Here is a 25,481-nt window from a genome sequence, read left to right on the forward strand (position 1 = left end):
ACCATGAGACGCGCACTCGCCACGGCCTACGCCGCCGTCGCCTATCTCTGCTTCCTCGCGGTGATCGTGTGGGCCATCGCGTTCCTCGCCGACGTCGGCCCCGTCACCACCGTCGATCGCGGCGCGTCCGCCGCGCCTGCCGTCGCCGCCGGGATCGATCTGCTGCTGCTGGCCGTGTTCGCGGTGCACCACTCGGTGTTCGCCCGGCCGCGCGTGAAGCGATGGCTCGTACGGGCGATCCCTGCGCGGATCGAACGGGCCACGTACGTGCTGACGGCAAGCGTCCTGCTGGTCCTCGTGCTCTGGCTGTGGCGTCCGATCCCCGTCGTGATCTGGGCGGTGCGCGCCGAGCCCTGGCGCACGGTGCTCTGGGCCGGATTCGCGGCCGGCTGGCTGATCGCGATCGGCTCGACGTTCATGATCGACCATCTCGACTTCGTGGGGCTGCGCCAGGCGGTCACGGATCGTCGCCGCGAGGCGGTGTTCCAGGCCCGGTGGCTGTACGCGGTGGTCCGGCACCCGCTGATGCTGGGGCTGCTCGTGGCGTTCTGGGTCGTACCGACGATGACGTGGGGGCATGCGCTGTTCGCGGGGGCGCTCAGCGCGTACATCGCGATCGGGATCCGCTTCGAGGAGCGCGATCTGCGGGCGGAGCTGGGCGAGCCCTACCGCCGCTACGCGCGGCGCACTCCGGCGATCGTGCCGGGACTTCGACCGTCGCGATGAGGCGCACTCACGCCGGGATGACGGCGGCTCCGCCGTGCTGCTCGAAGATGAGCTGGGTCTGCGTCTGCCCGAGTGCGGGGTCGGATCCCAGGTGGGTGCGCAGGAAGTCGCGCAGCGCCGGCACGCTCTCGCAGGCGACGTGGATCACGAGGTCGTGCACGCCGCCGATCAGGTAGACCCGCTGCACCCCCGGAGTTCCCCGCAGTCGCGCCGTGATGCCGGGGACGAGATCGCGGGCATCGTCCTTCACCGCGACCATGATGAGCGCCTCGACCGCGGCCCCCGCCGCGACCGGATCCAGTTCCGCGTGGTAGCCGCGGATCACGCCGGCATCCTCGAGCGCGCGCACCCGCCCGTGGCAGGTCGAACGGGGAAGTTCGACCCGGGCCGCGAGCTCCTTGTTCGACAGCCGGCCGTCACGGGCGAGCTCATCGAGGATGCGCCGATCCGTCGGCGTGAGCCGGATCCCGTTCGCCATCATGTCTCCTCGCGCGACATCGATCCGATCCGGCGCCGCCTTTTGTGCGTGATCTCGGATATCTGACGAGATCCTAGGCGATTGTTCGATGATTCGTCATCATTGTTCTGGATTCCCGCACCCCGGCCGACACCGCCGGTCCCACGCCGAAGGAGAACACCGCGATGACGGATGCCGCAGCCCCGACGACCCGCGCACAATGCGAAGAGGCCGACCGGAACGACCCGCTCGCCGGTCTCCGCGAGCGCTTCGCCCTCCCGGACGGCATCGTGTACCTGGATGGCAATTCGCTCGGCGCGCTCCCCCGCGACGCCGTGCAGCGCGCGGCCTTCGTCGTGACCGAAGAGTGGGGGGCCGATCTCATCGGGAGCTGGAACAAGCACCACTGGTTCGATCTGCCGGTGCGGATCGGCGCGAAGATCGGCCGGCTCATCGGCGGCGGCGCCGGCGAATGCGTCGCGACCGACACCACGTCGGTGAACGTCTTCAAGGCGGTCTTCGCCGCGATCCGGCTGCAGCAACAGGATGCGCCGGAACGCCGGGTGATCGTGTCGGAGCGGGAGAACTTCCCCACCGACCTGTACATCGTCGAGGGCCTGATCGCGCTGCTCGACCGCGGCTACACGCTGCGCCTGATCGACGCGCCGGACGACCTCGACGGCGCTCTCGACGAGGATGTCGCGGTCGTGCTGCTCACCCAGGTGAACTACCGCAGCGGCCATCTCTGGGACATGGCGGAGGTCACGGACCGGATCCACGCCGCCGGCGCTCTCGTCGTCTGGGATCTCTGCCACTCGGTCGGGGCTGTCCCCGTGCACGTCGATGACGCGGGCGCCGATTTCGCGGTCGGCTGCACCTACAAGTACCTCAACGGCGGCCCAGGCTCCCCGGCGTTCTTCTGGGTGGCCCAGCGTCACCTCGACCGGGTCGAGACGCCGCTGACCGGCTGGTGGGGACACGATCGTCCGTTCGCCATGGCCGACTCGTACGCCCCCGCACGGGGCGGGCGGCGGTTCCTCGTCGGCACGCAGCCGATCCTGTCGCTCGCGACGATGGAGGTCGGGCTCGACATGCATCTCGAGGCCGACCAGGAGGCGCTGCGCCGCAAGTCGCTGGCGCTGACCACCCTGTTCATTCGGCTGGTGGAGACCCGGCTCGCGCGCCACCCGCTCACCCTGATCACCCCGCGGGATGAGGCGCAGCGCGGCAGCCACGTGTCCTTCCGGCACCCGGAGGGCTACGCCGTGATGAAGGCGCTCATCGCCCACGGCGTGATCGGCGACTACCGCGAGCCCGAGGTGCTGCGGTTCGGGATCACCCCGATGTACCTGGGCTGGGCCGACGTGTGGGACGCGGTCGAGACGCTGCGCCGGGTGCTCGACGACGAGCTCTGGCGCGCACCGGAGTTCCAGGAGCGCGACGCCGTCACCTGAGCCCCGGGGGGCCGTAGGCTCCCATGGCACGACCCTGAGCGTCATCCCCGCTCGCCCACGGCATGACGCTGTGTCCCGCGACCCCAGAGTGTTTTCCGATCTCGCGGATCTCGTGCGCATCGAACGCCGGTGACGGCGGATCGAGTCGTGAGTTCGCCGCCGCGGACAACCCTGCGCTGATCTTGTACGTCACGGCCATTTCCCGCGCCGGGCTCCCGAGTACGCTGGGAACGTGACCGAACGCGCGCCTCTCTCCCGCAAGCTCTCCGCCATCGCCGAGTCCGCCACGCTCAAGGTGGACGCCAAGGCCAAAGCCCTCAAGGCCGAGGGCAAGCCCGTCGTCTCGTACGCCGCAGGCGAGCCCGATTTCGCCACTCCGCAGTTCATCGTGGACGCGGCGGCCGAGGCCCTCGCGAACCCGGCCAACTACCGGTACACGCCCGCCGCGGGCCTGCCGGAACTGCGTGAGGCGATCGCCGCGAAGACGCTGCGCGACTCCGGCCTGGAGGTCTCCCCCAGTCAGGTCATCGTCACCAACGGCGGCAAGCAGTCGGTCTACCAGGCCTTCCAGGCGGTCGTGAACCCGGGCGACGAAGTGCTGTTGCCCGCGCCGTACTGGACCACCTACCCCGAGGCGATCCGTCTTGCCGACGGCACCCCGGTCGAGGTGTTCGCCGGCGCCGACCAGGAGTACAAGGTCACGGTCGCCCAGCTCGAGGCCGCACGCACCGACCGGACCACGGTGCTGGTGTTCGTCTCGCCGTCGAACCCGACGGGATCCGTCTACTCCGCCGAGGAGACGAAGGCCATCGCCGAGTGGGCGCTCGAACACGGCATCTGGATCATCTCGGACGAGATCTACCAGAACCTCACCTACGCTCCGGCAGACTCGGACACCCGCGTCACGGCGACGTCGATCGTCGAGGCGCTGCCCGAGGTCGCCGGCCAGACCATCCTCGTCAACGGCGTCGCGAAGACCTACGCGATGACCGGCTGGCGCGTGGGCTGGATGGTGGGCCCGGCCGACGCCATCAAGATCGCCGGAAACCTGCAGTCGCACCTCACGAGCAACGTCAACAACGTCGCGCAGCGTGCCGCGGTCGCCGCCCTGAACGGTCCGCAGACCGAGGCCGAGCAGTTCCGCGAGGCGTTCGACCGCCGTCGCCGGCTGATCGTCTCCGAGCTGTCGAAGATCGACGGCCTCGTGGTGCCGAACCCGACCGGCGCGTTCTACGTCTACCCCGACGTGCACGGGCTGCTGGGCCGCACCTGGGGCGGCGTGACCCCGACGACCTCGCTCGAGCTCGCCGACCTCATCCTCGATCAGGCCGAGGTGGCCGTGGTTCCAGGCGAGGCGTTCGGCCCGTCCGGCTACATCCGTATGTCCTACGCTCTGGGCGACGACCATCTGCTCGAGGGCGTGCAGCGCTTGCAGCGCCTGTTCGCGTCCTGACCGCGGCGGGGCCCGCTCAGTCCTCGTAGCCCACGAGCCAGCGCACGCCGAAGCGATCCACGAGCGTGCCGTCGTGGGCGCCCCAAGGCCGTTCCTGCAGGGCATCGATCACCCGGCCGCCGTCGCCGAGCTCGGCGAACCAGCGCGTGAGCGTTGCCGGATCCGCGGTGCCGAGCAGCGAGAAGAACATGCCGTTCATGTGCACGGCGTCCTCATCGGGTGCGGCATCGGCCGCGGCCAGCGCGACGGGGCCGCCGCCGAGCATGCCGTGCGCGATCGCGTCGCCCGGGCCGTCCGCACGCCCGAAGTCGGCGTAGGTGTGCATCGTCAGCTCACCGCCGAAGATCGCCTGGTAGAACGGCAGCGCATCGGCCGCCGTGCCGGGGAACAGGATGTAGGGCACGAGTCCGGTCATGCGTGCCACCCTACGCGCGCCGTGGGACGACGCTCCAGCGCGCCGACCCTCCGCGCGCTAGAGCTCGACGTCGACGAGCACGGGCTCGGGCTGCAGCAGCAGGCCGAACTCGGAATGCACTCTGCTCTGGATGAACCGGGCCAGCTCCGCGATCTCCCCCGCCGTGGCGCCGCCGCGGTTGGTGAGGGCGAGCGCGTGCTTGGTCGAGACTCCGGCGCGCGACCGCGGCAGCTTGAAGCCCTTGCGGATGCCGGCGTGCTCGATCAGCCAGGCGGCGCTCACCTTCACGTCGCTCGGAGGAGCAGGCGGCTTCGGCGACAGGCCGTAGTACGACTCGAGCGGGATCACGGTGACCGTGTCGAGATCGGGAGTCACCGGCCAGCGCGGGCACTCCTGTGGCAGCGTCCGGGCCGCCGCCTCGGAGATGATCGCGTTCTGGAAGAACGATCCGGCACCGTGCGTGTCGGGGTCCGCGGCGTCGAACAGCATGCCCTTGGCGGCCCTGGTCTCCAGGATCCGCTGCCGCAGCCACGCCAGCGGCACGGGCTCGTGGGTCGTGAGCTGCAGTGCTCGGCGCAGCTGTTCGCCGCGCACCACGCGCCCCTCCTCGCCCGTGACGACGAGGTCGAGGGTGACGGAGAGGATCACGGCCCGGCGCTCCGGGACCGATCCGTAGTGGTGCTTGAGCACGGAGGTACGGAATCCGAGCCCGAGCTCGGCGGCCGGGATCGTGACGACGTCGCCGTGCTCATCGATCAGCTCGACCTCGACGAGCGTCTCCTGGATCTCCTGCCCGTACGCGCCTACGTTCTGCACCGGAGCGGCGCCCACCGTTCCGGGGATGCCGGACATCGCCTCGATTCCGGCATAGCCGCGCTCGACCGCATACGCGACCAGGGCGTCCCAGTCGTGCCCGGCCTGCGCGCGCAGGCGGATCCGGCCCGGATGCGGTGACGCGAGCTCTTCGATGCCGGTCGTGCGGATCCGGATCACGGTGCCGTCGAACGGCACGTCCCCTGCGAACAGATTGGATCCGCCGCCCAGCACGAACCACTCATCGCCGGTGGACCACACCTCGTGCAGAGCCGCGACGAGCTCCTCCTGCGTCTCCGCGTCGATCATTCGCGCGGGGGCGGCGCCGGTCTGCAGCGTGGTCAGCTCGGCCAGCCGGATCGGTGCGATCTCCGGCATGTCAGAGCGAGTCCGCCGCGACGCGCAGCTGGGCCTTGACGAGCACGGTGGTTTCGGCGTACTTCACGAGGAGGTCGATACGCACGGCGGTCTCGTCGACCGCGCCGACCTTCGCGGTGATCGCGACGTCGGCGCCGCTCTGCGGGTCGACCACCACCGGGCGGGCGAAGCGCACGCCGTAGTCGAGGATCCGAGCGGTGCCGGGCAGGGCTGCGACGGCGACCGACGAGGCGAGGCCCATCGTGAGCATGCCGTGCGCGAGCACGCCGGGCAGGCCCACCTCGGCGGCGACGTCGTCACGGTAGTGGATCGGGTTGAAGTCGCCGGACGCCCCGGCGTAGCGGACCAGCGACTCGCGCGTGAGGTGCACGGTGCGCTCGGCGATGATGTCTCCGACGTTCACGCGGCGGCCTCCTCGGCGTTGTCGGACTCTGCGTTGTCGGGCTCGGCGTCGTCGGCGGGTGCGTCGCTGACGAGCAGCACAGAGGTCGCGGTGACCACGTGCTCCCCCGCCGCGTCGCGGATCTCGGCCTCGCTCGTGATCATCGCGGCCGGCCCCATCGCGCGGATCCCGGTCACGCTGAGCCGGGCGACGAGCTCGTCCCCCGCCACGATCGGGCGCGTGTAGGCGAAGCGCTGCTCGGCGTGGATCGTGCGCGACAGCACGATGCCGGAGTCGTCCAGCCCGAGCAGCTGCTGCAGGGTGAGGTCCTGGATGACCATCGCGAACGTCGGCGGCGCGACGAGGTCGGCGAAGCCGAGCGCCTGTGCGGCGGCGACATCGGTGTGCTGCGGGGCGTCGGCGAAGACGGCGCGCGAGAACTCGCGCACTTTCTCACGGCCGACGAGGTAGGCAGCGGTCGGCGCGAACGCGCGGCCGACCAGTTCAGGATTCACGGGCACGCTCCGATCCTACCGATCCGCCTGAAGCGAGCCATCGCGGCCCTGACCGTCAGGCGCGCCGGATCCTGCGACCGCGGATCGCCTTCATCGACATCTGCACCGCGATCACGACGAGATAGATCGCGAACAGGATGTTGCCGAAGCGCGGGTCGATCAGCGTCGCCAGCCACGCGCCGAGCGCCGTCGTGGTGCAGGCCGAGACCCCGATCAGGGCTGCGGCCAGCAGATCGACGTTGTGGTGCCGCAGGTTGCCGAACGTGCCGGAGATCGCGGTCGGGATCATCATCAGCAGCGAGGTGCCCTTGGCGATGAGATCGCTCGTCCCGAAGCCGAGCATGAGCACCGGCACCACGACGATCCCGCCGCCGACGCCGATGAGGCCGGCGAGGATCCCGGTGAACAGGCCGACCACCAGCAGCAGCGGCGCCGTGACCCAGGTCAGTTCGAGTCCGGCACCACGGGAGGGGATGACCAGGAACAGGCTCACGATCACGACGACCAGGAAGGCGACGAAGCCCCAGCGCAGCGCGGTCTGCGAGATCCGCGGCAGCAGGCGGGTGCCGATCTGGGCTCCGAAGACGGATCCGAGTGCCAGGATCAGCGCGGGGATCCACGCGACCGCGTCGTGCGCGGCGTAGGAGATCACCCCGACGGTCGCGGTGGGGACGATGGCGGCGAGGGAGGTCCCGGCGCCGAGCCGCTGATCGAATCGCAGCAGCAGCACGAGGAGGGGCACGATGACGGTGCCGCCGCCCACGCCGAACAAGCCGGACAGCAGTCCCGCGGCGAGGCCGATCCCGATGAATGCCGCGTAGGCACGCGGCCCCCGCATCCGTTCGACGACGCCCTCGCCCACTGCTGCTCCCGCCCGCTCGCGCCTTGGAAGCGCAGCCAGACCAGCCTAGTCACCTCTGCCACGATGACCCGTCTGGCCACCCAGCGCTCAGCCTCGTGACGACGCGGATGCTCTTTCTCGTCAGCCGTCCGGTGCTGGGAGTGCGCCGGCTAAGGCGGTTCTGGTGCGGTGGCGGGTTCGGGGTTTGCGCCAGGTGCGGTAGGGATCCCACCAGTGGGGTCCGCGGATCTCGGGGACCCCGTGGTGCATGCGGATCTGCCAGCCGGACGTGTCCAGGGTGCGGTGATGATTCCAGCAGAGGGTGACGCCGTTGCTGGTGTGGGTGGGGCCGCCCTGGGCCCATTCGTGGACGTGGTGGATTTCGCACCAGGTTGCGGGGATGTGGCAGCCGGGGATCACGCATTCCCGATCCCGGAGCGTGATCGCGCGGCGTTGGGCGGCGTTGAAGATCCGTCCGGTGGTGCCGATGGAGACGATCTGTCCGTGTTCGTCGAACAGGACCCGCTGGATCCCGCCCGCACACGCCGTGTGCCGGGCCACGGTGATCGGGACATCCCAGCCGGTGCCTTCCACGAACGCACGCCCGGTCCCCGCTGCGTAGTCGGCGGCGGTGACGGACACGACCAGGGTCGGGGCCGCACCCCCCAGGGTGGGAAACCCGCCGGTGGCAGCGGCGGTGGTCAGGATCGCCGCGAACGCGTCATGGCGCCGTTGCGCCGGGGTCCGCAGATCCTCCGGATCCGGCAAACCCTCCGGAACCGACGGATCCGCTGAGCCGTCCGGGTCGTCGGCAGGGATGAAGGTGACATCACCGCTGTCGGGGCCGGCCGGTTCGTCGATGCGGGGGTTGAGGAGCGCGTCCAGGAGGCGCTGCAGTTGTCCCGCGACCTCCGGGAGCAACCCGCCCCGGATCGGGACCAAACCATCCCGGGCGCGGCCCAAAGTGAGCCCCCGGTTCCGGTTCGCGCGGGAATCCTCCGGTTCGGCACCGTCGGGGTCTACCGCGAGCATCAACGCCCGCGCATAGTCGGCGAGCTCATCGGTGGTGGGGGCGGGGCCCGGGCGCCCGTGCTCATCACGCAGGTCCAACCCGCGGGCGGTGTCCGCCAGGAGCTGATCCACCGCGTCGCGTTCAGCAGTGCTGATCCGGTTCCCGGCCCGCTGCACTGGGCCGGTCGCGGCCAGCAGCCCGGCCACGGATACCACCCCGTCCCGCAACGCGTCACCGAGCGCCGGGTACCGAGCGGGCAGTAAATCCCCCGTGGACAACTGCGAGCCCTGCCCTGGTACACAGCGTCCGCGGCGGTCACGTAGCGGCAGGCGGTGCCCGTGTCCACCCGCAACGTCCGCCGCAGCAGTTCGGTCACATCCCGACACCCCGCCGCCGACGACACCCGTTCCGCGGACAGCCGACAATCCCGATCCTGCACCTGCCCGGTCACGGTGGTGATCACCGCGTCCAACCGGCGTTGCACCACCCCCAACACCTGCAGCAACTGCACCAGTTCCGGAGCCGTAGCCCCCTCGAACTGGCGGCCCATCTCCGCCGACGCGCAGACACCCTCGAGCAGCTGCTCCAACTGCTGCAGGGTGTTCGTCGCGGTCGATGTCATACCCCCATCCAAATAGGGGCCACCGACATTCAAACCCCAGATCCCGATACATAACCGAACTGTGTAGAACTCATGCGAAGTCGTCCCTGTGGGGAACCAACACGGCCACGCCGAAGAGCCCTTCGACAAGCTCAGGGACCGGGCCGACCGAGGCTCAGACACCCGGCCGACCGACGGGCTCAGGGACCGGCGACCCTCAGCGGCCCTCGAACTGCGGCGGGCGCTTCTCCTGGAAGGCGGCGAAGCCCTCGCGGTAGTCGTCGGTGTCGCACAGCGCGGCCTGCGCCGCGTTCTCCTGCCGCATCGAATCCCACAGGCCCAGGCGCTGGTCGCGGAGGGCCGCGACGAGCCGCTTGCTCGCGACGAACGCCGCCGTCGCTCCGGCCGCCGCACGCTCGGCGGCGGCCAGGGTCGTGTCGAGCAGCTCGCCGGCGGGCAGGACCTGCGAGAACAGTCCGGCGGCGACGGCCTCGGATCCGCTCATCAGCCGTCCGGTGTAGATGAGGTCCAGGGTGCGGTGCGCGCCGAGCCGCTCCACGAACAGCGCGTGCCCGCCGGAGTCGAGGGTGGCGCCGAGGGCCGCGAACGGGGATCCGATCTTCGCGGTGTCGGCCAGGTAGACGACGTCGGTCGCGATGAGCAGCCCGAGGCCCACGCCCAGGCAGGCACCCTGCGCGGCCGCGAACGTCGGCGCGGGGAACGCCGACATCCGCTGCAGCACCGGGGTGACGAGCCCGTCCAGATAGCCCATCACGTCGTCATCGCGAGGGTCGACGCCGGCGATGTCGCGGCCCGCGCAGAACGCGCGCCCCTCGCCGCGCAGCACCAGGGCGCGCACGCCCGCCCGCGCCGCCTCGGCATACGCGTCGCCGAGGTCGCGCACGGCCTGCTCGTCGAGCGCGTTGAGCTTGGCGGGGTTGTTCAGCACGACGTGCGCGACCGCGCCGTCGATGTCGAGGTCGATCATGGATCTCTCCCTAAGCGAGGCTCAGACGTCGTAGTCGACGACGACCCGGTCCGAGGTGGGGTGGGACTGGCAGGTGAGCACGTAGCCGCGTTCGAGCTCGTCCTTCTCGAGCGCGTAGTTCTCCGTCATCGTGACGGATCCGTCGACCAGGCGCGCCCGGCAGGTGCCGCACACGCCGCCCGCGCAGGCGAACGGCACGTCGGGTCGCACGCGCAGCGCTGCGTTCAGGATCGACTCGTTCGCCGACACCGGGCTCTGCACCGTGCCGGACTGGCCGTCGAGCGTGAACTCGATCGTGCGCACGGGCTCGTCCTCGCGGACCACGACGGGGCGTCCCTCATCGGGCCGCTCCTGGCCCGGCTCGCCCGTGGTGAACAGCTCGTAGCGGATGTGCGCGGGTTCCACGCCGATGTCGGCGAGGGTGTCGCGGCACAGCTGCACGAGATCGAAGGGCCCGCAGAGGAACCATTCGTCCACGGTGCCCGGCAGCACGAGTCCGTCCAGGATCCCGCGCAGCCGCTCCTCGTCGATCCGCCCGGAGAGCAGCGGTGCAGAGCGCTGCTCGCGGGTGAGCACGTGGTGCACGGCGAACCGGGCGGGATAGCGGTCCTTGAGGTCGGCGATCTCGTCCAGGAACATCACGTCCATGGTCGAACGGTTCGTGTAGACCAGCGTGAAGGCGCTCGTCTCGGATCGGGCGAGAACGGTCGCCGCGAGCGCCATGAGCGGGGTGATCCCGCTTCCGGCGGCGATGCCGGCCACATGCGCTCCGTCGAGGGCGGCGAGGGTCGAGGTGAACCCGCCCTGCGGGCTCATCACGTCGATCATCCCGCCGGGCCGCAGCTCCTGCTGCGCCCAGGTGGAGAACCGGCCGCCGTGATCGCGTTTGATCGCGACGCTGATGGAGCCGGAGCCGGTCGACGGATCCAGCGCGGGCGGGCGGCACAGCGAATAGGAGCGGCGCACCTCGCGCCCGTCGATCTCGGCCCGCAGCGCCACGTGCTGGCCGGCGAGGTAGTCGAACTCCCCGGTGAGCTCGTCGGGCACCGCGAAGGTGACCTCGATCGCGTCGTGCGTGAGCGGGCGCACCTCCTGGACGGCGAGGGTGTGGAACCGGGCCCGCCGACGGGCGGGTTCGACGCCCACCGATCCGGGATTCGTGGAGGGGCCGCCGACGACGCTGTTCAGGAGCGCTCCGGCGATCCGCTCGGACTCGTCCTCGGTGCCGGCCTGCGCCTGCTGCGGAGCGCTCAGGTGCCAGAGCGCCATCAGATCACCTTGAAGTGGTCGAAGGGCTCGAGGCAGGCGCGGCACTCGTAGAGCGCCTTGCACGAGGTCGAGCCGAAGCGCGAGATCTCCCGGGTGTCCAGCGACCCGCAGCGGGGGCAGCGCACACCGAGCGCGATCCGCACCGGTCCGCCGTGTCTAGCCTTTCCGGTCGGCGGCGCGATGCCGTACTCGGTGAGCTTGCGCTTGCCGTCCTCGCTCATCCAGTCCGTGGTCCAGGCGGGCGCGAGCACGAGCCGCACCTCCACGTCCTCGAACCCGACACGGGTGAGCGCGAGCAGGACGTCGTCGCGGATCGCGTCCATCGCCGGGCAGCCGCTGTACGTCGGGGTGATGTCCACCCGGATCCGGTCTCCGTCGACCGCGACGTCGCGCAGCACTCCGAGGTCCTCGATCGTGAGCACGGGAACCTCCGGATCTTTCACCGCGGCGGCCGCCTCCCAAGCGCGCTCGCGCAGCGTCACCATGTCTCCCCCGGGTGGCGGCGGGCGAGCACCTGCATCTCGGAGAGGATGTGGCCGAGCCCGGTGGCGTGGGATCCGTGCCTGCCGCCGCCGGCGGAGACGCTCTGGGACAGTCGCAGGGACGCGAGCAGCTCGTCCAGCTCGGCCTCGGCGAACACCGCGTCCACGACGGCGTCGAAGCCGTCCCGCAGGGAGGAGGGCCGCACAGCCGCGCCGCCGAGGCGGTCGATCAGATCGTCGTCCCGGAAGAGCTCGGCCGAGTACGGCCAGACGTCGCCGAACGCGCGGATGATCCGCGTCCGGGATTCGTCGGTGCCGCCGGCCAGACGCAGCACCCACTGCACGGCGTGGTCGCGGTGGTAGTCGACCTCCTTGACCGCCTTCTCGGCGATCGCGGCGAACGTCGCGTCGGTGCTGCCCCGCAGCGCGGAATACAGCTCGAGCATGTAGGTGCTGACGAGGAACTGACGCGCGATGGTCTGCGCGAAGTCGCCATTCGGCTGCTCCACGAGCCAGCTGCTGCGGAACCCGGCCTCATCGCGGAAATACGCGAGGTCGTCCTCGCTGCGCCCGTCCCAGCTGCCGGCATAGCGCAGGAAGGACCGCGCATGCCCGAGCAGGTCCAGCGCGATGTTGCCAAGCGCGATGTCCTCCTCCAGCTCGGGCGCGCGGGTGATCCACTCGCCGAGCTGCTGGGAGAGGATCAGCGCGTCGTCACCGAGCCACAATGCGTACTCGGCGATGTCGGCGGAGGCCGCCCGCTCCCCCGATCCGGAGAGTTCCGCAGAGAGGGCGAGCTCCTCCACGGAGACGTCGCCGTGCGGGTCGAGGTCGTGGGCGCTCACAGGTGCGGCACCCCCTCGGACGCCGTGTAGTACACGGCGTGGCGGTAGTTCTTGCCGGCCGGGCTCTCGAAGAACGCGCCCTTGTCATCGGGGTCGCTGGTGGTGATCGCGTCGGCCTCGACCACCCAGATCGAGGTGCCTTCGTTGCGCCGGGTGTACAGGTCGCGGGCGTTGCGGATCGCCATCTCGGCGTCGGGAGCGTGCAGGGATCCGACGTGCACGTGGCTCAGTCCGCGATTCGCGCGCACGAACACCTCGAACATGGGCCAGCTCTCCTCGGGCGAGGCTCCGGGCGTCGTCATCACGCGGCCTTCCCTTCCGCTGGTCCCTGAGCCTGTCGAAGGGCCCGCTTGCGGGCATACTCGGCGGCGGCCTCGCGCACCCAGGCGCCCTCCTCGTGCGCGTCGCGGCGGCGCTGCAGCCGCTCCGCGTTGCACGGCCCGTTGCCGCGGACGACCTCGAAGAACTCGTCCCAGTCGATCTCACCCATCTCGTACAGCCCGGTCTCCTCGTCGAAGCGCAGCTTCGGATCCGGCAGCGTCACGCCGAGGATCTCGGCCTGCGGCACCAGCATGCCGACGAAGCGCTGACGCAGGTCGTCGTTCGAGAAGCGCTTGATCTTCCACTGCATCGACTGCGCCGAGTTCGGCGACTGGTCATCCGGCGGGCCGAACATCGCCAGCGCCGGCCAGTACCACCGGTTCACGGCGTCCTGCGCCATCTCGCGCTGCGCCTCGGATCCCTGCATGAGCGTGAGCAGGATCTCGAAGCCCTGACGCTGGTGGAACGACTCCTCTTTGCAGATGCGCACCATCGCGCGGCCGTACGGACCGTAGGAGGCGCGGCACAGCGGCACCTGGTTGCAGATCGCGGCACCGTCGACGAGCCAGCCGATCGCCCCCATGTCCGCCCAGGTGGGCGTGGGGTAGTTGAAGATCGACGAGTACTTCGCCTTGCCGTCGATGAGCTGCTGCATCATCTCGTCGCGCGTGATGCCGAGGGTCTGCGCGGCGGAGTAGAGGTAGAGGCCGTGCCCCGCCTCGTCCTGCACCTTCGCCATCAGGATCGCCTTGCGCTTCAGGCTCGGCGCACGGCTGATCCAGTTGCCCTCCGGCTGCATGCCGATGATCTCGGAGTGCCCGTGCTGGGCGATCTGCCGGATCAGCGTCTTGCGATACGCCTCGGGCATCCAGTCGCGCGGCTCGATGCGCTGCTCGTTCGCGATGAGCTCGTCGAACACCGACTGCGCGTCGCCGTCGATCATCAGGGAAACCTGTGGGGTGGTCATCCTCGACTCCTCCTAGAATTACCTACCGTTCGTCCAGTTATTATGGCACACTCGTATCGTTCGCAGAAGAACCACCGAGTTCGAAGGAGAGCCGATGACGGAAACGAGCCTGGACCGCACGGATTCCACGGGGATCGGATCGATGCGGCCGATGATGCGCCGGGATCGCGCCTCGGCCGCTCTCGGCATGCGCGTCGAAGTCGACGAGCCCGGCCGCGCCGTCGTGTCGATGACCGTCCGCGAGGACATGACGAACGGCTTCGACATCACGCACGGCGGCCTCGTGTTCGCCCTCGCCGACACCGCGTTCGCGATCGCCTGCAACGAGGACGAGCGGGTCACCGTGGCCGGCGGCGCCGACATCACGTTCCTGAAGTCCACGAGAGCGGGCCAGACCCTCACCGCGACGGGGACACGCCGGGCGCGCAACGGGCGCACCGGCCTCTACGACATCACCGTGACGGACGAGACCGGTGACATCGTCGCCGAGTTCCGCGGCCGCTCGATCACCACCAACCGTCCCGTCGTCGACGCACCTCAGGCATCGAGTGAGGAGACCTCATGACCGACAGCGTCCTCGACGCCGCTCGGGACAGAGATGCCACCGCCCTGACGCCTGATGAGCTGCAGGCGCTGCAGCTCGAACGGCTGCGGTGGTCGGTGCATCACGCCTACGAGAACGTGCCGTTCTACCGGCTCGCGTTCCAGCGCGCGGGGATCCATCCCGATGACATCCGCACGCTCGCCGACGTCGCACGCCTGCCCTTCACGACGAAGAGCGATCTGCGCGAGTATTACCCGTTCGGCATGTTCGCGGTGCCGATGTCGGACGTGCGCCGGATCCATGCCTCCTCCGGCACGACGGGTCGGCCGACCGTGGTCGGCTACACGCAGGATGATCTGGACAACTGGGCGGACCTCGTCGCGAGGTCGCTGCGCGCCGCGGGCGTGCAGCCCGGCTGGAAGGTGCACAACGCCTACGGCTACGGCCTGTTCACCGGAGGCCTCGGTGCGCACGCCGGCATCGAGCGGCTCGGCGCGACCGTGATCCCGATGTCGGGCGGGCAGACCGCCAAGCAGGTGCAGCTCATCACCGACTTCGAGCCCGACGCGATCATGTGCACGCCGACGTACCTGCTCACGATCGCCGACGCGATGGAGGCGGCAGGGATCGATCCGCGCTCCACATCGCTGAAGGTCGGGATCCTCGGCGCAGAACCGTGGACGAACGAGATGCGCCATCAGATCGAGCAGCGCCTGAACATCGACGCGGTCGACATCTACGGGCTCAGCGAGGTGATGGGCCCCGGCGTCGCGATGGAGAGCGCGCTCACGAAGGACGGCCCGCACATCTGGGAGGACCACTTCCTGCCCGAGATCATCGACCCCGAGACCGGCGAGCCCGTCGCCGACGGCGAGCCCGGCGAGCTGGTGTTCACCTCGCTCACGAAGCAGGCCTTCCCGGTGATCCGGTACCGCACACGCGACCTCACCCGGCTGCTGCCCGGATCCGCCTTCCCGGCGATGCGCCGGATGGAGAAGATCACCGGCCGCGACGACGACATGATCATCCTGCGTGGAGTGAACCTGTTCCCCACACAGATCGAGGAGATCGCACTCGGCATCGAGACGCTCACCCCGCATTTCATCCTGGAGCTCACCCGTCAGGGCCATCTCGACTCGCTCAAGGTCAGGATCGAGCGGCACCCGGACATCGACGCCGAGACCTGCGCGGCCGCCGCCGAGGTGCTGAAGCTCCGCATCAAGACGTCGATCGGGACCTCGGTCGACGTGCAGGTCGAGGAGCCGGGGTCCCTCCCCCGCAGCGAGGGCAAGTACAAGCGCCTCTACGACCTGCGCTGACCGCGCTCGCGCGCCCGTTCTGGCGCCCTCGGTGGCGCGAGGTCACGAGCAGGGATGGAAAACGCCTCCTTGGCCGGCCACGCCGCAGCGCTTTTCATCCCTCCGACGTCGAGCCCGGCGCGGGGGATGGAAAACGCCGCTCTCGCCAGGACCGCAGCGACGTTTTTCATCCCGGCGACGTCGAGCCCGGCGCAGGTAAGGCCGCCCCGGGACGGGGTCAGACCGGGGCGAGTTCCTTCTCCACGAGCGTCAGCACGTCGTAGGTGGCGACGATCTCGTCGCGCTGGTTGTGGATCACCGCATCCCAGCGCACTTCGCCGTACTCGTCGGTCTCGCGCGGGGTGATCTGCTTCGCCGTGAGGGTCACGCGGATCGCGTCGCCGGGCTTGACCGGGGTCACGAAGCGCAGGTTCTCCAGGCCGTAGTTCGCCAGCACCGGCCCGGGTTCGGGCGACACGAACAGGCCCGCCGCCCACGACACCAGCAGGTAGCCGTGCGCGACGCGTCCGCCGAAGAACGGGTTGGCCTCCGCCGCGGCCTCGTCCATGTGCGCGTAGAAGGTGTCCCCCGTCGAGTGCGCGAACGCCTCGATGTCGTCGAGCGACAGCTCGCGCAACCCGGATTCGACCTGGTCGCCGAGGTGCAGCTCGGCCAGCGACTTGCGGAACGGATGCACCGCGCGATCGGTGCCCGCGCCGGTGTGCCAGACGCCGGTGATCGCGGTGAGGATCTCCGGGGTGCCCTGGATCGCGGTGCGTTGCATGAAATGCCGGACCGCGCGCATCCCGCCGAGCTCCTCGCCCCCGCCCGCGCGACCCGGCCCGCCGTGCACGAGGTGCGGCATGGGCGAGCCGTGCCCGGTCGAAGTGCGCGCGTCGTCCCGGTTCAGGAACAGCACCCGTCCGTTGTACGCGGCGATGCGCGTCAGCAGCTCGGTCGCCACTTCCGGATCCCTCGTGGCGACGCTGGTGACGAGGGATCCCCCGCCACGGCCGACGAGCTCCGCGGCCTCCTCGATCGTCCGATAGCCCAGCACGCTGGACACGGGGCCGAACGCCTCGACCTCGTGCACCGCCGGAGCGGTCGTGTCGGCGAACCCGACGAGCATCGGCGCGATGAACGCGCCGTCGGGGGCGGCGCCCGTGCTGCCGTCCGCGCGCACCACATCCGGCGCGTCCACGGATCCCATCAGCAGCTCCCCACCGCCGGCCCGCAACGCCGCGACCTGACGCAGCACTTCGTCGCGCTGATCGGTCGAGACCAGCGGGCCCATCGTGACGCCCTCGGCGCGCGGATCCCCGATCACGACACGCTCGGCGATCTTCGCCTGCAGCGCCGCGACGAGCGGATCCACGAGCCCGACGGGCACGATCGCCCGCCGGATCGCCGTGCACTTCTGCCCCGCCTTCGTGGTGAGCTCGACCATGAGCTGCTTGACGTAGGCGTCGAACTCGGGCGTCTCCGGCGTCGCGTCGGGGCCGAGCACGGAGGCGTTGATCGAGTCGGTCTCGCTCGTGAACCGCACCCCGTCCGCCGTCTGCGCCCGCAGGCCGGCCGCGGTCGAGGCGCTGCCGGTGAACGCGACGAGATCGCCGAGACGGAGGAGGTCGAAGATCCCCGGCAGGGATCCGCTCACCAGCTGCAGGGATCCGTCCGGCAGCAGCCCGGAGTCGACAAGGATCCGCACCCAGGCCTCGGCGACGTAGCCGGTCGGCGTCGCGGGCTTCACGATCGACGGGACCCCCGCGAGGAACGCCGGCGCGAACTTCTCCAGCGCACCCCACATCGGGAAGTTGAAGGCGTTGATCTGCACCGCGACGCCCGGAAGGCGGGTGTAGATGTGCCGGCCGAGAAAGGATCCGTCCTTCGACAGCGGCTCGACCGGCCCGTCCAGCAGCACCTGCGCGTTGGGCAGCTCACGGCGGCCCTTGGAGGAGTACGTGAACAGCACCCCGATGCCGCCGTCGACGTCGGACAGCGAGTCGCGCACGGTCGATCCGGAGGACTTCGAGAGCTCGTACAGCTCGTCCCGGTGCTCGTTCAGCACGGTCGCCATCTGCTTGAGCAGCATCGCGCGCTGGTGGAAGGTGAGGGCGCCGAGGCTGCGCTGCCCGACCGTGCGGGCGTACTCGACGGCGCCGCCGAGGTCGATCCCCGTGGAGTCGACGCGGACGATCTCGGTACCGGTGGACGCATCGCGGACGACCACGCCCCCCTCGGAGGCGGACGTCCACCACGCCCCCTGCAGATAGCTGGGCAGCAGTTCGGTCATCATCCTTCGCTCCATTCGTAGAATCCGCGGCCGGTCTTGCGGCCCAGGTGTCCGTCCGCGACGAGGTCGCGCAGCAGCTGCGGGGGCGCGAACCGCTCCCCGAGCTTGGCGTGCAGCTCCTCGGCGATGCCGAGCCGCACGTCCAGCCCGACGATGTCGGTCGTGCGCAGCGGGCCCGCCGGATGCCGGTAGCCGAGTTCCATGGCGGCGTCGATGTCGGCGGCCGTCGCGACGCCCTCCTCGAGCATCCGGATCGCCTCGAGCGCGAGCGCAACGCCGAGCCGGCTGGACGCGAACCCTGGCGCGTCTGCGACGACGACCGCGGTCTTGCCGAGCGCGGCGACCCAGCCGCGCGCATCGGCGACGAGCTCCTGGTTGGTCGAGGCCCCGACGACGACCTCGACCAGGGACGACGCCGGGACGGGGTTGAAGAAGTGCAGGCCGAGGAAGCGTTCCGGGTGCTCCAGGGACGAGGCGAGGTCGTCGATCGAGATCGAGGAGGTGTTGGAGCCGATCGCCGCGGTCACGGACACGGCGGCCTCGATGCGGCGCAGGCTCTCGGTCTTGAGCCCGCGCTCCTCGGGGACGGCCTCGACGACGAGGTCCCGATCGGCGAAGAGGCCCGCATCCGTGCCCGTCTCGAGGGCGGCGAGGAGCTCCGGAAGGGGACGGTCGGTGCTGCCGCGCTCGACCGATCGGCCCAGGCTCTCCCGGATCCGGTCCCTCGCGGCGAGCGCCGCAGGCTCGTCGCGTTCGACGACGACGACGTGGGATCCGGCGAGCAGGAACGCGTGCGCGATCCCCGCGCCCATGCGTCCGCCGCCGAGCACGCCGACGCGCTCCGGTGTCAGGGGGTCCACGGCGCTCATCGTCGGTTTCTCCGTTCCAGGAAGGCGGTCATCCGCCGGTGCTTCTCGGGACTCTCGAACAGCTCGGCCTGCAGCTCGAGCTCGATCTCGGGGTGCCGGTCGGGGCCCGCGAGCAGCGCGGTCTTGGTGTGCCGGGTGGCGCGCGGATCGTTCGCGGCGATCCGGTCGGCGACGGCGTGCGCGGCCGCGAGCAGATCCTCGGACTCGTGCAGCGATGACAGCAGCCCCCAGGACAGCGCCTCATCGGCGGTGAGCGTGCGCCCGGTGAGCAGGAGTTCGGCCGCGCGGGCCTCCCCCACGATCTGCGGCAGCCGCCAGGTCGCCCCGGCGGCGGCGATGATGCCGAGCCCGGTCTCCGGGTTGCCGATGCGCGTGGACGGGGTGCCGATGCGGATGTCGGCGGCGTAGGCGAGCTCGGCGCCGCCGCCGAGGGCGTACCCGTCGACCGCGGCGATCACCGGCATCGGCAGCTGTCGGATGCGCCGGAACGCGGTCGTGTTGATGCCCGCCCGCGCGTCCTGGGCGCGTCGGTCGCGGAGCTGGGCGATGTCGGCGCCGGACGCGAAGATCCCGCCGGCGCCCGTGAGGATCAGGATCCGCGGATCCGTCTCCAGCTCGGCGCACAGCGCGTGCAGGGCGTCGATCATCGCCTGATCGATCGCGTTGCGCACGTCGGGACGATCGAGCGTCGCGGTGACGTGCGCGTCGGTGCGCTCGATGCGGAGGATCTCAGCCATGGTTCACACCCGCTCCAGGATCATCGCGGTGCCCTGGCCGACGCCGACGCACATCGTGGCGAGGCCATATCGGGCGCCCTCGCGCTCCATCCGGCCGAGGAGGGTGATCAGGATCCGGCTGCCGCTGGAGCCGAGCGGGTGCCCGAGCGCGATCGCCCCGCCGTCGACGTTCACGATCTCGGGGTCGAGGCCCAGTCGGCGCATCGAGGCGAGCGACTGCGTCGCGAAGGCCTCGTTCAGCTCCACGGCGCCGAGATCGGCAACCGTGAGCCCCGCCTTCGCGAGCGCCTTCTGGGTGGCGGGGACCGGGCCGAGACCCATGATCTCGGGCGCGAGAGCCGCGGAGGCGGAGGCGACGATCCGGGCGCGCGGCACCAGGCCGTACCGGTCGATCGCGGCGGATCCGGCGACCACGATCGCCGAGGCGCCGTCGTTCAGCGACGAGGCGTTGCCCGCCGTGACGACGCTGCCGCCCGCGACCACCGGCCGAAGCCCCGCGAGGACCTCGAGCGTGGTGTCGCGCCGCGGGCCCTCGTCGGTGTCGACGAAGCCTCCGCGCGGCGTCGGCACCGCGACGATCTCGGGAGCGAAGCGGCCGGCGTCGATCGCGGCGATGGCCCGCTGATGGCTACGCAGCGCGAAGGCGTCGGCGTCGGCGCGGGTGATGCCGTCGACGCGGGCGACCTCTTCCGCCGTCTCCGGCATGGAGAACGTGGCCTTGTCGCGCGCGGCGAGGCGCGGGTTCACGAAGCGCCAGCCGATCGAGGTGTCGAAGGCCTCTCCGGGCTTGGCCCAGGGGCGTTCGGGTTTGGCCTGCACCCAGGGCGCGCGGGTCATCGACTCCACGCCGCCCGCCACCATCGCGTCGGCGTCACCGGCCCGGATCGCCTGCGAGGCGAACGCCACGGCCGACATGCCGGAGGCGCACAGCCGGTTCACGGTGATGCCCGGGACCGAATCGGGCAGCCCCGCGAGCAGCGCCGCCATGCGCGCGACGTTGCGGTTGTCCTCGCCCGCCTGGTTCGCGGCGCCGAGGATGACCTCCTCCACCGCGTCGTCGGGAAGGCCCGCACGATTCACGGCCTCGCGGACCACGAGTGCGGCGAGGTCATCCGGGCGGACTCCAGCGAGGGCTCCTCCATAACGGCCGACCGGCGTGCGCACGCCGCCGATGAGGTAGGCCTCGGACATCGTCATCCTCCCGGGTCGTCTTCGCACAGGGCGTCTCGCGGACAGGATCCGTCCCGAAGGAGAGTTTCCCAACCGATCGTTCAGTAAAAGAATGGCAGACGCGGGCGGGGCGGGCAAGTCCGGGTCGGCGCGCGGTGGCAGAATGAGCCGGATGACCACGCCATCCGCGAACGCCACCCAGGCCGCCGGCGCGCCGGACGCGACCGACGCCGTGGCGCCGCGTGTGCGCCGTGGGCGCCCGGGCTATGACCGGGCGCAGGTGCTCGAGATCGCGGTGCGGCTCTTCAACGAGCAGGGCTACGACGCGACCAGCGTGTCATCGCTCGCCGAGGAGCTGGGCCTCAGCAAGGCCGCGATGTATCACCACTTCGACTCGAAGGAGCAGATCCTCGAGATCGCCCTCGACGACGCGCTCAGCGGACTGGAGGCCGTGCTCGACGGCGCGCTCGCCGACGAGCTGCCCGCCGCGACGCAGCTGGTGACGGTGATCCAGGGCGCGGTGCACGTGCTCGCGAGCCGGCTGCCGCAGGTGACGCTGCTGCTGCGCGTGCACGGCAACAGCGAGATCGAGCGCGCCGCTCTGGTGCGCCGGCGCGCGTTCGATCAGCGCGTCGCGCGGCTCGTCGAGTCGGCGCAGCGCGAGGGCGCACTGCGGGCCGACATCCGTCCTTCGGTCGCGACCCGACTGATCTTCGGCATGATCAACTCGATCATCGAGTGGTATCGCCCCGGACACACCTCGCTGACCGCCGACGAGCTCGCCCGCGACGTCACCCGGGTGGTCTTCGACGGCCTCCGCGCGCACTGACCGGGGCTGGCGCTCCGCACCACCCGGGAACGAGGATCGCCCCGCGCTCGGGTGAGAACGGGGCGATCCGGAGAGGATCCGACTCAGGCGTCGGCCTTCTTGAGGTCGTCGCTGTTGAGAACGCGGAACAGGACCGCGGCGATCGCGGCGCCGACCAGCGGGGCGACGATGTACAGCCACAGGTTGCTCCAGCCGAACTGGCCGCTGATGGCGAGCCCGAGACCCACGGCCGGGTTGAAGCCGCCGCCCGAGATGCCGCCGACGGCGACGGCACCGACGAAGACGGTGCCACCGATCGCCAGACCGTAGAAGGAGTTGTTCGCGTTGTCCTTCGAGGTGGCGACGTTCAGCACGACCCACACCAGGGCGAGCGTGACGAGCGCCTCGACGAGGAACGCCGGACCGAGATCGATCTTCATCGACTCGGCGGCGCGCGGCCACACCGCGAAGCTGACCAGGGCGGCGAGTGCACCGCCGACGAACTGGGCGATGATGTAGGCGACGAAGGCCGAGGCGCCGATCGCGCCGCGGATCAGCGCGCCGAGCGAGACGGCGGGGTTGAGGTGCGCGCCCGAGATGTGGCCCGCGGCGTAGACGAGAACCGTGAGCGCGAGGCCGATCGCCAGGGGCGTCAGCGCGCTCTTGCTGTTGACCGCACCGATGATGCTGAACACGAAGAGGAACGTCGAGATCGCCTCAGCGAGCGCGCTCCGAGCTATACCTGTCATTTCGAATGCCTTCTTTCATCAGGTCGAGGGTGAGGGCGGATCGCGTCCGCTCCTGCACGCCGGCCGGCGCCCCCCTGAGTAGCGGGAGCCAGAATACCGGGTTCCTGTCAATCTGCTGGGAGCAGCCGCAATGAATACGCGATTTCACGACCGGGACTCTTGACCCGCGCGTCGATCGATCATACGATTTCATTATCTAAAATTTCTATTCCACGATTCGGAATAAATAGCTCCAGGATCGAGAGATGAGGCGATGATGCCCGAGATCACGAGCGCCATCGAGCAGCGCCGCACCGCGGTCTATCCGCCGATCGACGTCGATCCGGACTTCTACATCCCGGCCCGCCGGGAGAGCCGCGTGCGGCGATTCCTCCGCGCGGTCTCCGGTCGTCCCCGCCCTGCCGCGGGCTGACGCGAGGGCGCCGCACCGGTCACATCGCCTCCAGGCGGGCCCGGGCGAGGCAGAACAGCCCGTACACCATGAGTCCCGCGCCCACGGTCCACAGGATCGCAGAGCCGAACGGCAGGCCCGCCAACGCGTGCAACGCGGAATCCAGACCACCCGCGGCCGCGGGGTCGTGAGTGAGCGCCGCGATCACGAAGAGCACTCCGGCCACGGCGATCGCGATCCCCTTCGCGATGTAGCCGACGACGCCGAAACCGACGATGCCCGTGCGCGCAGCCCCGTGCGGAAGATTCAGGTTCTTCGTGAAGGCGCGGGTGATGCCGCGCACGATGAACGCGACGCCGATCACGCCCACGATGAGACCGATCAGGACGAGCAGCCCGACCCCGGCGGGCACGGCCAGCAGGCGGGCGCTGAATGACCGCGAGGAGTCCGAAGGAGCGGCATGTCCGCCGAGTGCAACGGTGAGGGCGGTGCCGGAGACGGCGGCATAGGCGATCGCGGTCCCGATGAACTTGATCCGGAGGCCCCATTTCTTCGTGGAGTCGGGATCGCGCTCGAGCACGGCCCCGGTGATCTGCCAGACGGCGAGCGCGAAGAGACCCGCCACGATGATCCACAGGAGCACGATGCCCACCGGCGTCTGCCGGATCTGCTGCAGGGCTCCGCCCTGGTCGGCGGTGCCACCGCCTCCGCCCGTGGCGATCGAGATCGCTATCCCGCCGATCGCGATGTGCAGGAGACCGAGCACGACGTAACCGGTGCGCGCGAAGAACCGGAAGGCTGAGGATCGCCGGGCCGCCCTCGCGGTCGACGCGGCCTCAGTTGCCATTGCCGTCTCCGTTGTTCTGGTCCTTCTTCCCGCTCTTGGCGCCCTTGCCGTTCATTGTGCCGTTGTTCGAGGGCGTGGCCGGCGCGGGCGCGTCTGTTCCGATGATCGTCCCGGGCGCTGCGGCGGCCGACTCGAGATCGGCACGGACGAGGGCGATGGACTGCTGGATGATCGCGGCACGCTCCGCACTGATCTCGCCGTTCCTGCGGGCCTGCGTCGCTTCCGCCTCGAGGACATCGAGCTTCGTCAACGCCGTCGCATCGTCGCTCGCGTGGGCGGACGCGGCGATCGCGACGATCTGCGCCTGCCACCGCTGGCTCGTGTGCGCGTCGACCCCGGCATTGCTCGCGCACCCCGTGATGCTCAGACCGACGGCGAGGATCGCCCCGATGACCGTCATCCGCATTCGGCCGTTCACGGCGACACCGCATCCATCAGCTGCTGCAGGTGCGTCGCGAGGGGTTCCTCGACGGACGGCAGGGCCGGCGGTGCCGTCGGCTCGCTGCGGAGCGCGCCCCACAGCGCTCCTCCGGCGATCACGACGACGGCCGCGACCAGCGCCGCCACGACCGGCCGGCGGAGCCTGCGTCGACGTGGAGCAGGCACGGCGCCCTGTGCGGGCATCGATTCCGCAGAGGGTGGGAGCACAGCCGTCTGCGTGATCGTCGCGTCCGACGCCGCCGCGGCCTCCGAGTCAAGACGCCTCACGCGTGCCGACACGTCGATCGCCGAGGGCCGATCCGCCGGATCACGGGCGGTCATCGCGGTCAGAAGGGCGCCCCAGTCCGCCCCGACGGACGACGGGATCACCGGATCCTGCGTCAGCCGAGCCAGAGCCGCCTCGTGCAGGCCGTCCTGTGCGAACGCGCGTCGTCCGGTGAGCGTCTCGAGCAGCACCAGCCCGAGTGAGTAGATGTCGGAGGCGGGCAGCGGCGTCGCCCCCGTGACCTGTTCCGGGCTCAGGTACGCGGCGGAGCCGATGACGGCACCCGGGACGGTGACCCGCGTGGTGTCGACGAGGCGGGCGATCCCGAAATCGGCGAGCTTGGCGCGGAATTCCTCGCCGGGGACGTGCGAGGAGCGCAGCAGCACGTTGGCGGGCTTGACATCGCGGTGAACGATGCCCGCGGCGTGGACCGCGATCAACGCCTCGCTCAGATCGTCGGCGACGCGCAGAACGGAACGCGCGGACAACGGTCCGCGAGCGAGCCGCGTTTGCAGCGTGGGCCCGTCGACGTACTCCATGACGAGGTACCGCGGAGCCTCGCCCTCCACGTGCGCGTCGTGCAGGGTGACCAGCGCCGGATGGTTGAGCCCCGCGAGCAGGTGTTTCTCGGACGTCGTCCGTGCGAATCCGGTCGCGCCGTCCCGGAACACCTTCACTGCGACGGTGCGCGAAAGCCTCCTGTCCTTCGCCTGATAGACGACGCCCATCCCGCCTTCGCCCAGGCGCCGACCGAGCTCGTACCGCTCGCCGAGCAGATGCCCGGTCAGGCCATCAGAACCAGATGCGGCTGTGCTGCGCTCAGGCGAGGCTGTCATCGTCGCGGACGCTTCTGCGCGTCACACGGTCCCCACTGGCCGGATCCACCGAACTGCGCTCGACGATGCTCGTCCGCCGGCTGCGCAAGACGAGCACGAGACTGATCAGGAAGACCACGACACCCGCCCCCATCAGGATGTAGCCGATCAGGTGAAGATCCACGTAGCCACCGGTGTCGATGTTGATCGCAAAGGCGAGAATCGCTCCGATGACGAAAAGCGCGATGCCGCTTCCGATACCCATGATTCCGTCCCTCCCCGCGGAGCCGGACGGCGCCACGCGTTCACCAGGATATGGTCTGCGGCTGCGCTCC

Annotated in this window: 29 protein-coding genes; 7 read left to right on the forward strand and 22 right to left on the reverse strand. The window is 70.3% G+C overall.

Annotated features, from left to right (window positions below):
* The first annotated feature begins 3 nt into the window (after positions 1-3).
* Positions 4-726, forward strand: coding sequence for a methyltransferase family protein (locus tag ABD882_RS01385; protein WP_345183579.1), 723 nt, complete (start codon positions 4-6; stop codon positions 724-726).
* A gap of 7 nt (positions 727-733) precedes the next feature.
* Here ABD882_RS01385 and ABD882_RS01390 read toward each other — a convergent pair whose 3' ends face one another.
* Positions 734-1,207, reverse strand: coding sequence for an Lrp/AsnC family transcriptional regulator (locus ABD882_RS01390; RefSeq protein WP_345183581.1), 474 nt, complete (start codon positions 1,205-1,207; stop codon positions 734-736).
* A gap of 161 nt (positions 1,208-1,368) precedes the next feature.
* On the opposite strand from ABD882_RS01390, the gene kynU reads away from it, so the two are divergent.
* Both kynU and ABD882_RS01400 read left to right on the forward strand, forming a co-directional pair.
* The gene (gene kynU, locus ABD882_RS01395; protein ID WP_345183583.1) at positions 1,369-2,637 is read left to right on the forward strand and encodes a kynureninase; all 1,269 of its coding nucleotides are present in this window, start codon (positions 1,369-1,371) and stop codon (positions 2,635-2,637) included.
* 232 nt (positions 2,638-2,869) lie between these two features.
* Complete coding sequence (locus tag ABD882_RS01400) at positions 2,870-4,090, forward strand: pyridoxal phosphate-dependent aminotransferase (RefSeq protein ID WP_345183585.1); 1,221 nt, start codon at positions 2,870-2,872, stop codon at positions 4,088-4,090.
* Positions 4,091-4,106: 16 nt separating this feature from the next.
* Here the strand turns inward: ABD882_RS01400 and ABD882_RS01405 are convergent, their stop codons facing one another.
* The 12 genes from ABD882_RS01405 to paaA form a co-directional block, all read right to left on the reverse strand.
* Positions 4,107-4,505 carry a VOC family protein gene (locus ABD882_RS01405; protein WP_345183587.1) on the reverse strand — a complete coding sequence of 133 codons (399 nt, stop codon included), beginning with the start codon at positions 4,503-4,505 and terminating at the stop codon, positions 4,107-4,109.
* 57 nt (positions 4,506-4,562) lie between these two features.
* Complete coding sequence (locus tag ABD882_RS01410; RefSeq protein ID WP_345183589.1) at positions 4,563-5,696, reverse strand: UDP-N-acetylmuramate dehydrogenase; 1,134 nt, start codon at positions 5,694-5,696, stop codon at positions 4,563-4,565.
* A gap of 1 nt (position 5,697) precedes the next feature.
* Positions 5,698-6,099 (reverse strand): MaoC/PaaZ C-terminal domain-containing protein, encoded by a 402-nt coding sequence (locus tag ABD882_RS01415; protein ID WP_345183591.1) that lies wholly within the window; start codon positions 6,097-6,099, stop codon positions 5,698-5,700.
* Positions 6,096-6,599, reverse strand: a complete 504-nt coding sequence (locus ABD882_RS01420; RefSeq protein WP_345183593.1) for an FAS1-like dehydratase domain-containing protein — start codon at positions 6,597-6,599, stop codon at positions 6,096-6,098. Before ABD882_RS01420 ends, ABD882_RS01415 begins: the two co-directional genes overlap by 4 nt.
* A 49-nt stretch (positions 6,600-6,648) precedes the next feature.
* Complete coding sequence (locus ABD882_RS01425) at positions 6,649-7,431, reverse strand: sulfite exporter TauE/SafE family protein (RefSeq protein ID WP_345183941.1); 783 nt, start codon at positions 7,429-7,431, stop codon at positions 6,649-6,651.
* Between the two features lie 144 nt (positions 7,432-7,575).
* Positions 7,576-9,120, reverse strand: coding sequence for an HNH endonuclease signature motif containing protein (locus ABD882_RS01430; protein WP_345183595.1), 1,545 nt, complete (start codon positions 9,118-9,120; stop codon positions 7,576-7,578).
* Between the two features lie 144 nt (positions 9,121-9,264).
* The gene (locus tag ABD882_RS01435) at positions 9,265-10,035 is read right to left on the reverse strand and encodes an enoyl-CoA hydratase/isomerase family protein (RefSeq protein ID WP_345183597.1); all 771 of its coding nucleotides are present in this window, start codon (positions 10,033-10,035) and stop codon (positions 9,265-9,267) included.
* A 21-nt stretch (positions 10,036-10,056) separates the two neighbouring features.
* Positions 10,057-11,304: a 1,2-phenylacetyl-CoA epoxidase subunit PaaE gene (paaE, locus tag ABD882_RS01440; protein ID WP_345183599.1), complete on the reverse strand. Its 1,248-nt coding sequence runs from the start codon at positions 11,302-11,304 to the stop codon at positions 10,057-10,059.
* Positions 11,304-11,789, reverse strand: a complete 486-nt coding sequence (paaD, locus tag ABD882_RS01445) for a 1,2-phenylacetyl-CoA epoxidase subunit PaaD (RefSeq protein WP_345183601.1) — start codon at positions 11,787-11,789, stop codon at positions 11,304-11,306. Before paaD ends, paaE begins: the two co-directional genes overlap by 1 nt.
* Positions 11,783-12,631: a 1,2-phenylacetyl-CoA epoxidase subunit PaaC gene (paaC, locus tag ABD882_RS01450; protein ID WP_345183604.1), complete on the reverse strand. Its 849-nt coding sequence runs from the start codon at positions 12,629-12,631 to the stop codon at positions 11,783-11,785. The genes paaD and paaC overlap by 7 nt, the downstream gene beginning before the upstream one ends.
* A complete protein-coding gene (gene paaB / locus ABD882_RS01455) occupies positions 12,628-12,933 on the reverse strand; it encodes a 1,2-phenylacetyl-CoA epoxidase subunit PaaB (protein WP_345183606.1) in 306 nt (101 codons plus the stop codon). The genes paaC and paaB overlap by 4 nt, the downstream gene beginning before the upstream one ends.
* On the reverse strand, positions 12,933-13,919 hold the full coding sequence (gene paaA / locus ABD882_RS01460; protein ID WP_345183608.1) for a 1,2-phenylacetyl-CoA epoxidase subunit PaaA: 987 nt from the start codon (positions 13,917-13,919) through the stop codon (positions 12,933-12,935). The genes paaB and paaA overlap by 1 nt, the downstream gene beginning before the upstream one ends.
* A 94-nt stretch (positions 13,920-14,013) precedes the next feature.
* Here paaA and paaI point away from each other — a divergent pair, with 94 nt between their 5' ends.
* Both paaI and paaK read left to right on the forward strand, forming a co-directional pair.
* Positions 14,014-14,484: a hydroxyphenylacetyl-CoA thioesterase PaaI gene (gene paaI / locus ABD882_RS01465; RefSeq protein WP_345183610.1), complete on the forward strand. Its 471-nt coding sequence runs from the start codon at positions 14,014-14,016 to the stop codon at positions 14,482-14,484.
* On the forward strand, positions 14,481-15,782 hold the full coding sequence (paaK, locus tag ABD882_RS01470) for a phenylacetate--CoA ligase PaaK (protein ID WP_345183612.1): 1,302 nt from the start codon (positions 14,481-14,483) through the stop codon (positions 15,780-15,782). The genes paaI and paaK overlap by 4 nt, the downstream gene beginning before the upstream one ends.
* Positions 15,783-15,999: 217 nt before the next feature.
* Here the strand turns inward: paaK and paaZ are convergent, their stop codons facing one another.
* From paaZ to ABD882_RS01490, 4 genes are read right to left on the reverse strand one after another with little or no spacing between them, the layout of a single operon-like run.
* Positions 16,000-18,054, reverse strand: a complete 2,055-nt coding sequence (gene paaZ, locus ABD882_RS01475) for a phenylacetic acid degradation bifunctional protein PaaZ (RefSeq protein ID WP_345183943.1) — start codon at positions 18,052-18,054, stop codon at positions 16,000-16,002.
* Entirely contained in the window at positions 18,054-18,923 is an 870-nt protein-coding gene (locus tag ABD882_RS01480) for a 3-hydroxyacyl-CoA dehydrogenase family protein (RefSeq protein ID WP_345183614.1), read from the reverse strand. The genes paaZ and ABD882_RS01480 overlap by 1 nt, the downstream gene beginning before the upstream one ends.
* Positions 18,920-19,660, reverse strand: coding sequence for an enoyl-CoA hydratase/isomerase family protein (locus ABD882_RS01485; protein ID WP_345183616.1), 741 nt, complete (start codon positions 19,658-19,660; stop codon positions 18,920-18,922). The genes ABD882_RS01480 and ABD882_RS01485 overlap by 4 nt, the downstream gene beginning before the upstream one ends.
* Before the next feature lie 3 nt (positions 19,661-19,663).
* Positions 19,664-20,851, reverse strand: coding sequence for a thiolase family protein (locus ABD882_RS01490; RefSeq protein WP_345183618.1), 1,188 nt, complete (start codon positions 20,849-20,851; stop codon positions 19,664-19,666).
* 151 nt (positions 20,852-21,002) lie between these two features.
* On the opposite strand from ABD882_RS01490, the gene ABD882_RS01495 reads away from it, so the two are divergent.
* Positions 21,003-21,659: a TetR/AcrR family transcriptional regulator gene (locus ABD882_RS01495; protein WP_345183620.1), complete on the forward strand. Its 657-nt coding sequence runs from the start codon at positions 21,003-21,005 to the stop codon at positions 21,657-21,659.
* An 83-nt stretch (positions 21,660-21,742) separates the two neighbouring features.
* Here the strand turns inward: ABD882_RS01495 and ABD882_RS01500 are convergent, their stop codons facing one another.
* Positions 21,743-22,387: an MIP/aquaporin family protein gene (locus tag ABD882_RS01500; protein ID WP_345183622.1), complete on the reverse strand. Its 645-nt coding sequence runs from the start codon at positions 22,385-22,387 to the stop codon at positions 21,743-21,745.
* Positions 22,388-22,643: 256 nt separating this feature from the next.
* On the opposite strand from ABD882_RS01500, the gene ABD882_RS01505 reads away from it, so the two are divergent.
* Positions 22,644-22,799, forward strand: coding sequence for a hypothetical protein (locus ABD882_RS01505; protein WP_345183624.1), 156 nt, complete (start codon positions 22,644-22,646; stop codon positions 22,797-22,799).
* A gap of 19 nt (positions 22,800-22,818) precedes the next feature.
* Here the strand turns inward: ABD882_RS01505 and ABD882_RS01510 are convergent, their stop codons facing one another.
* The 4 genes from ABD882_RS01510 to ABD882_RS01525 are packed head-to-tail and all read right to left on the reverse strand — an operon-like array spanning position 22,819 to position 25,411.
* Positions 22,819-23,625 carry a DUF1206 domain-containing protein gene (locus ABD882_RS01510; protein WP_345183626.1) on the reverse strand — a complete coding sequence of 269 codons (807 nt, stop codon included), beginning with the start codon at positions 23,623-23,625 and terminating at the stop codon, positions 22,819-22,821.
* Positions 23,615-24,025: a hypothetical protein gene (locus ABD882_RS01515; protein WP_345183628.1), complete on the reverse strand. Its 411-nt coding sequence runs from the start codon at positions 24,023-24,025 to the stop codon at positions 23,615-23,617. Before ABD882_RS01515 ends, ABD882_RS01510 begins: the two co-directional genes overlap by 11 nt.
* A 14-nt stretch (positions 24,026-24,039) precedes the next feature.
* Positions 24,040-25,167 (reverse strand): serine/threonine-protein kinase, encoded by a 1,128-nt coding sequence (locus tag ABD882_RS01520; protein ID WP_345183630.1) that lies wholly within the window; start codon positions 25,165-25,167, stop codon positions 24,040-24,042.
* Positions 25,151-25,411: a DUF6458 family protein gene (locus ABD882_RS01525; RefSeq protein ID WP_345183945.1), complete on the reverse strand. Its 261-nt coding sequence runs from the start codon at positions 25,409-25,411 to the stop codon at positions 25,151-25,153. Before ABD882_RS01525 ends, ABD882_RS01520 begins: the two co-directional genes overlap by 17 nt.
* Positions 25,412-25,481 lie beyond the last annotated feature (70 nt).

The sequence above is a fragment of the Microbacterium panaciterrae genome, from assembly GCF_039541635.1.
Lineage (GTDB): Bacteria > Actinomycetota > Actinomycetes > Actinomycetales > Microbacteriaceae > Microbacterium > Microbacterium panaciterrae.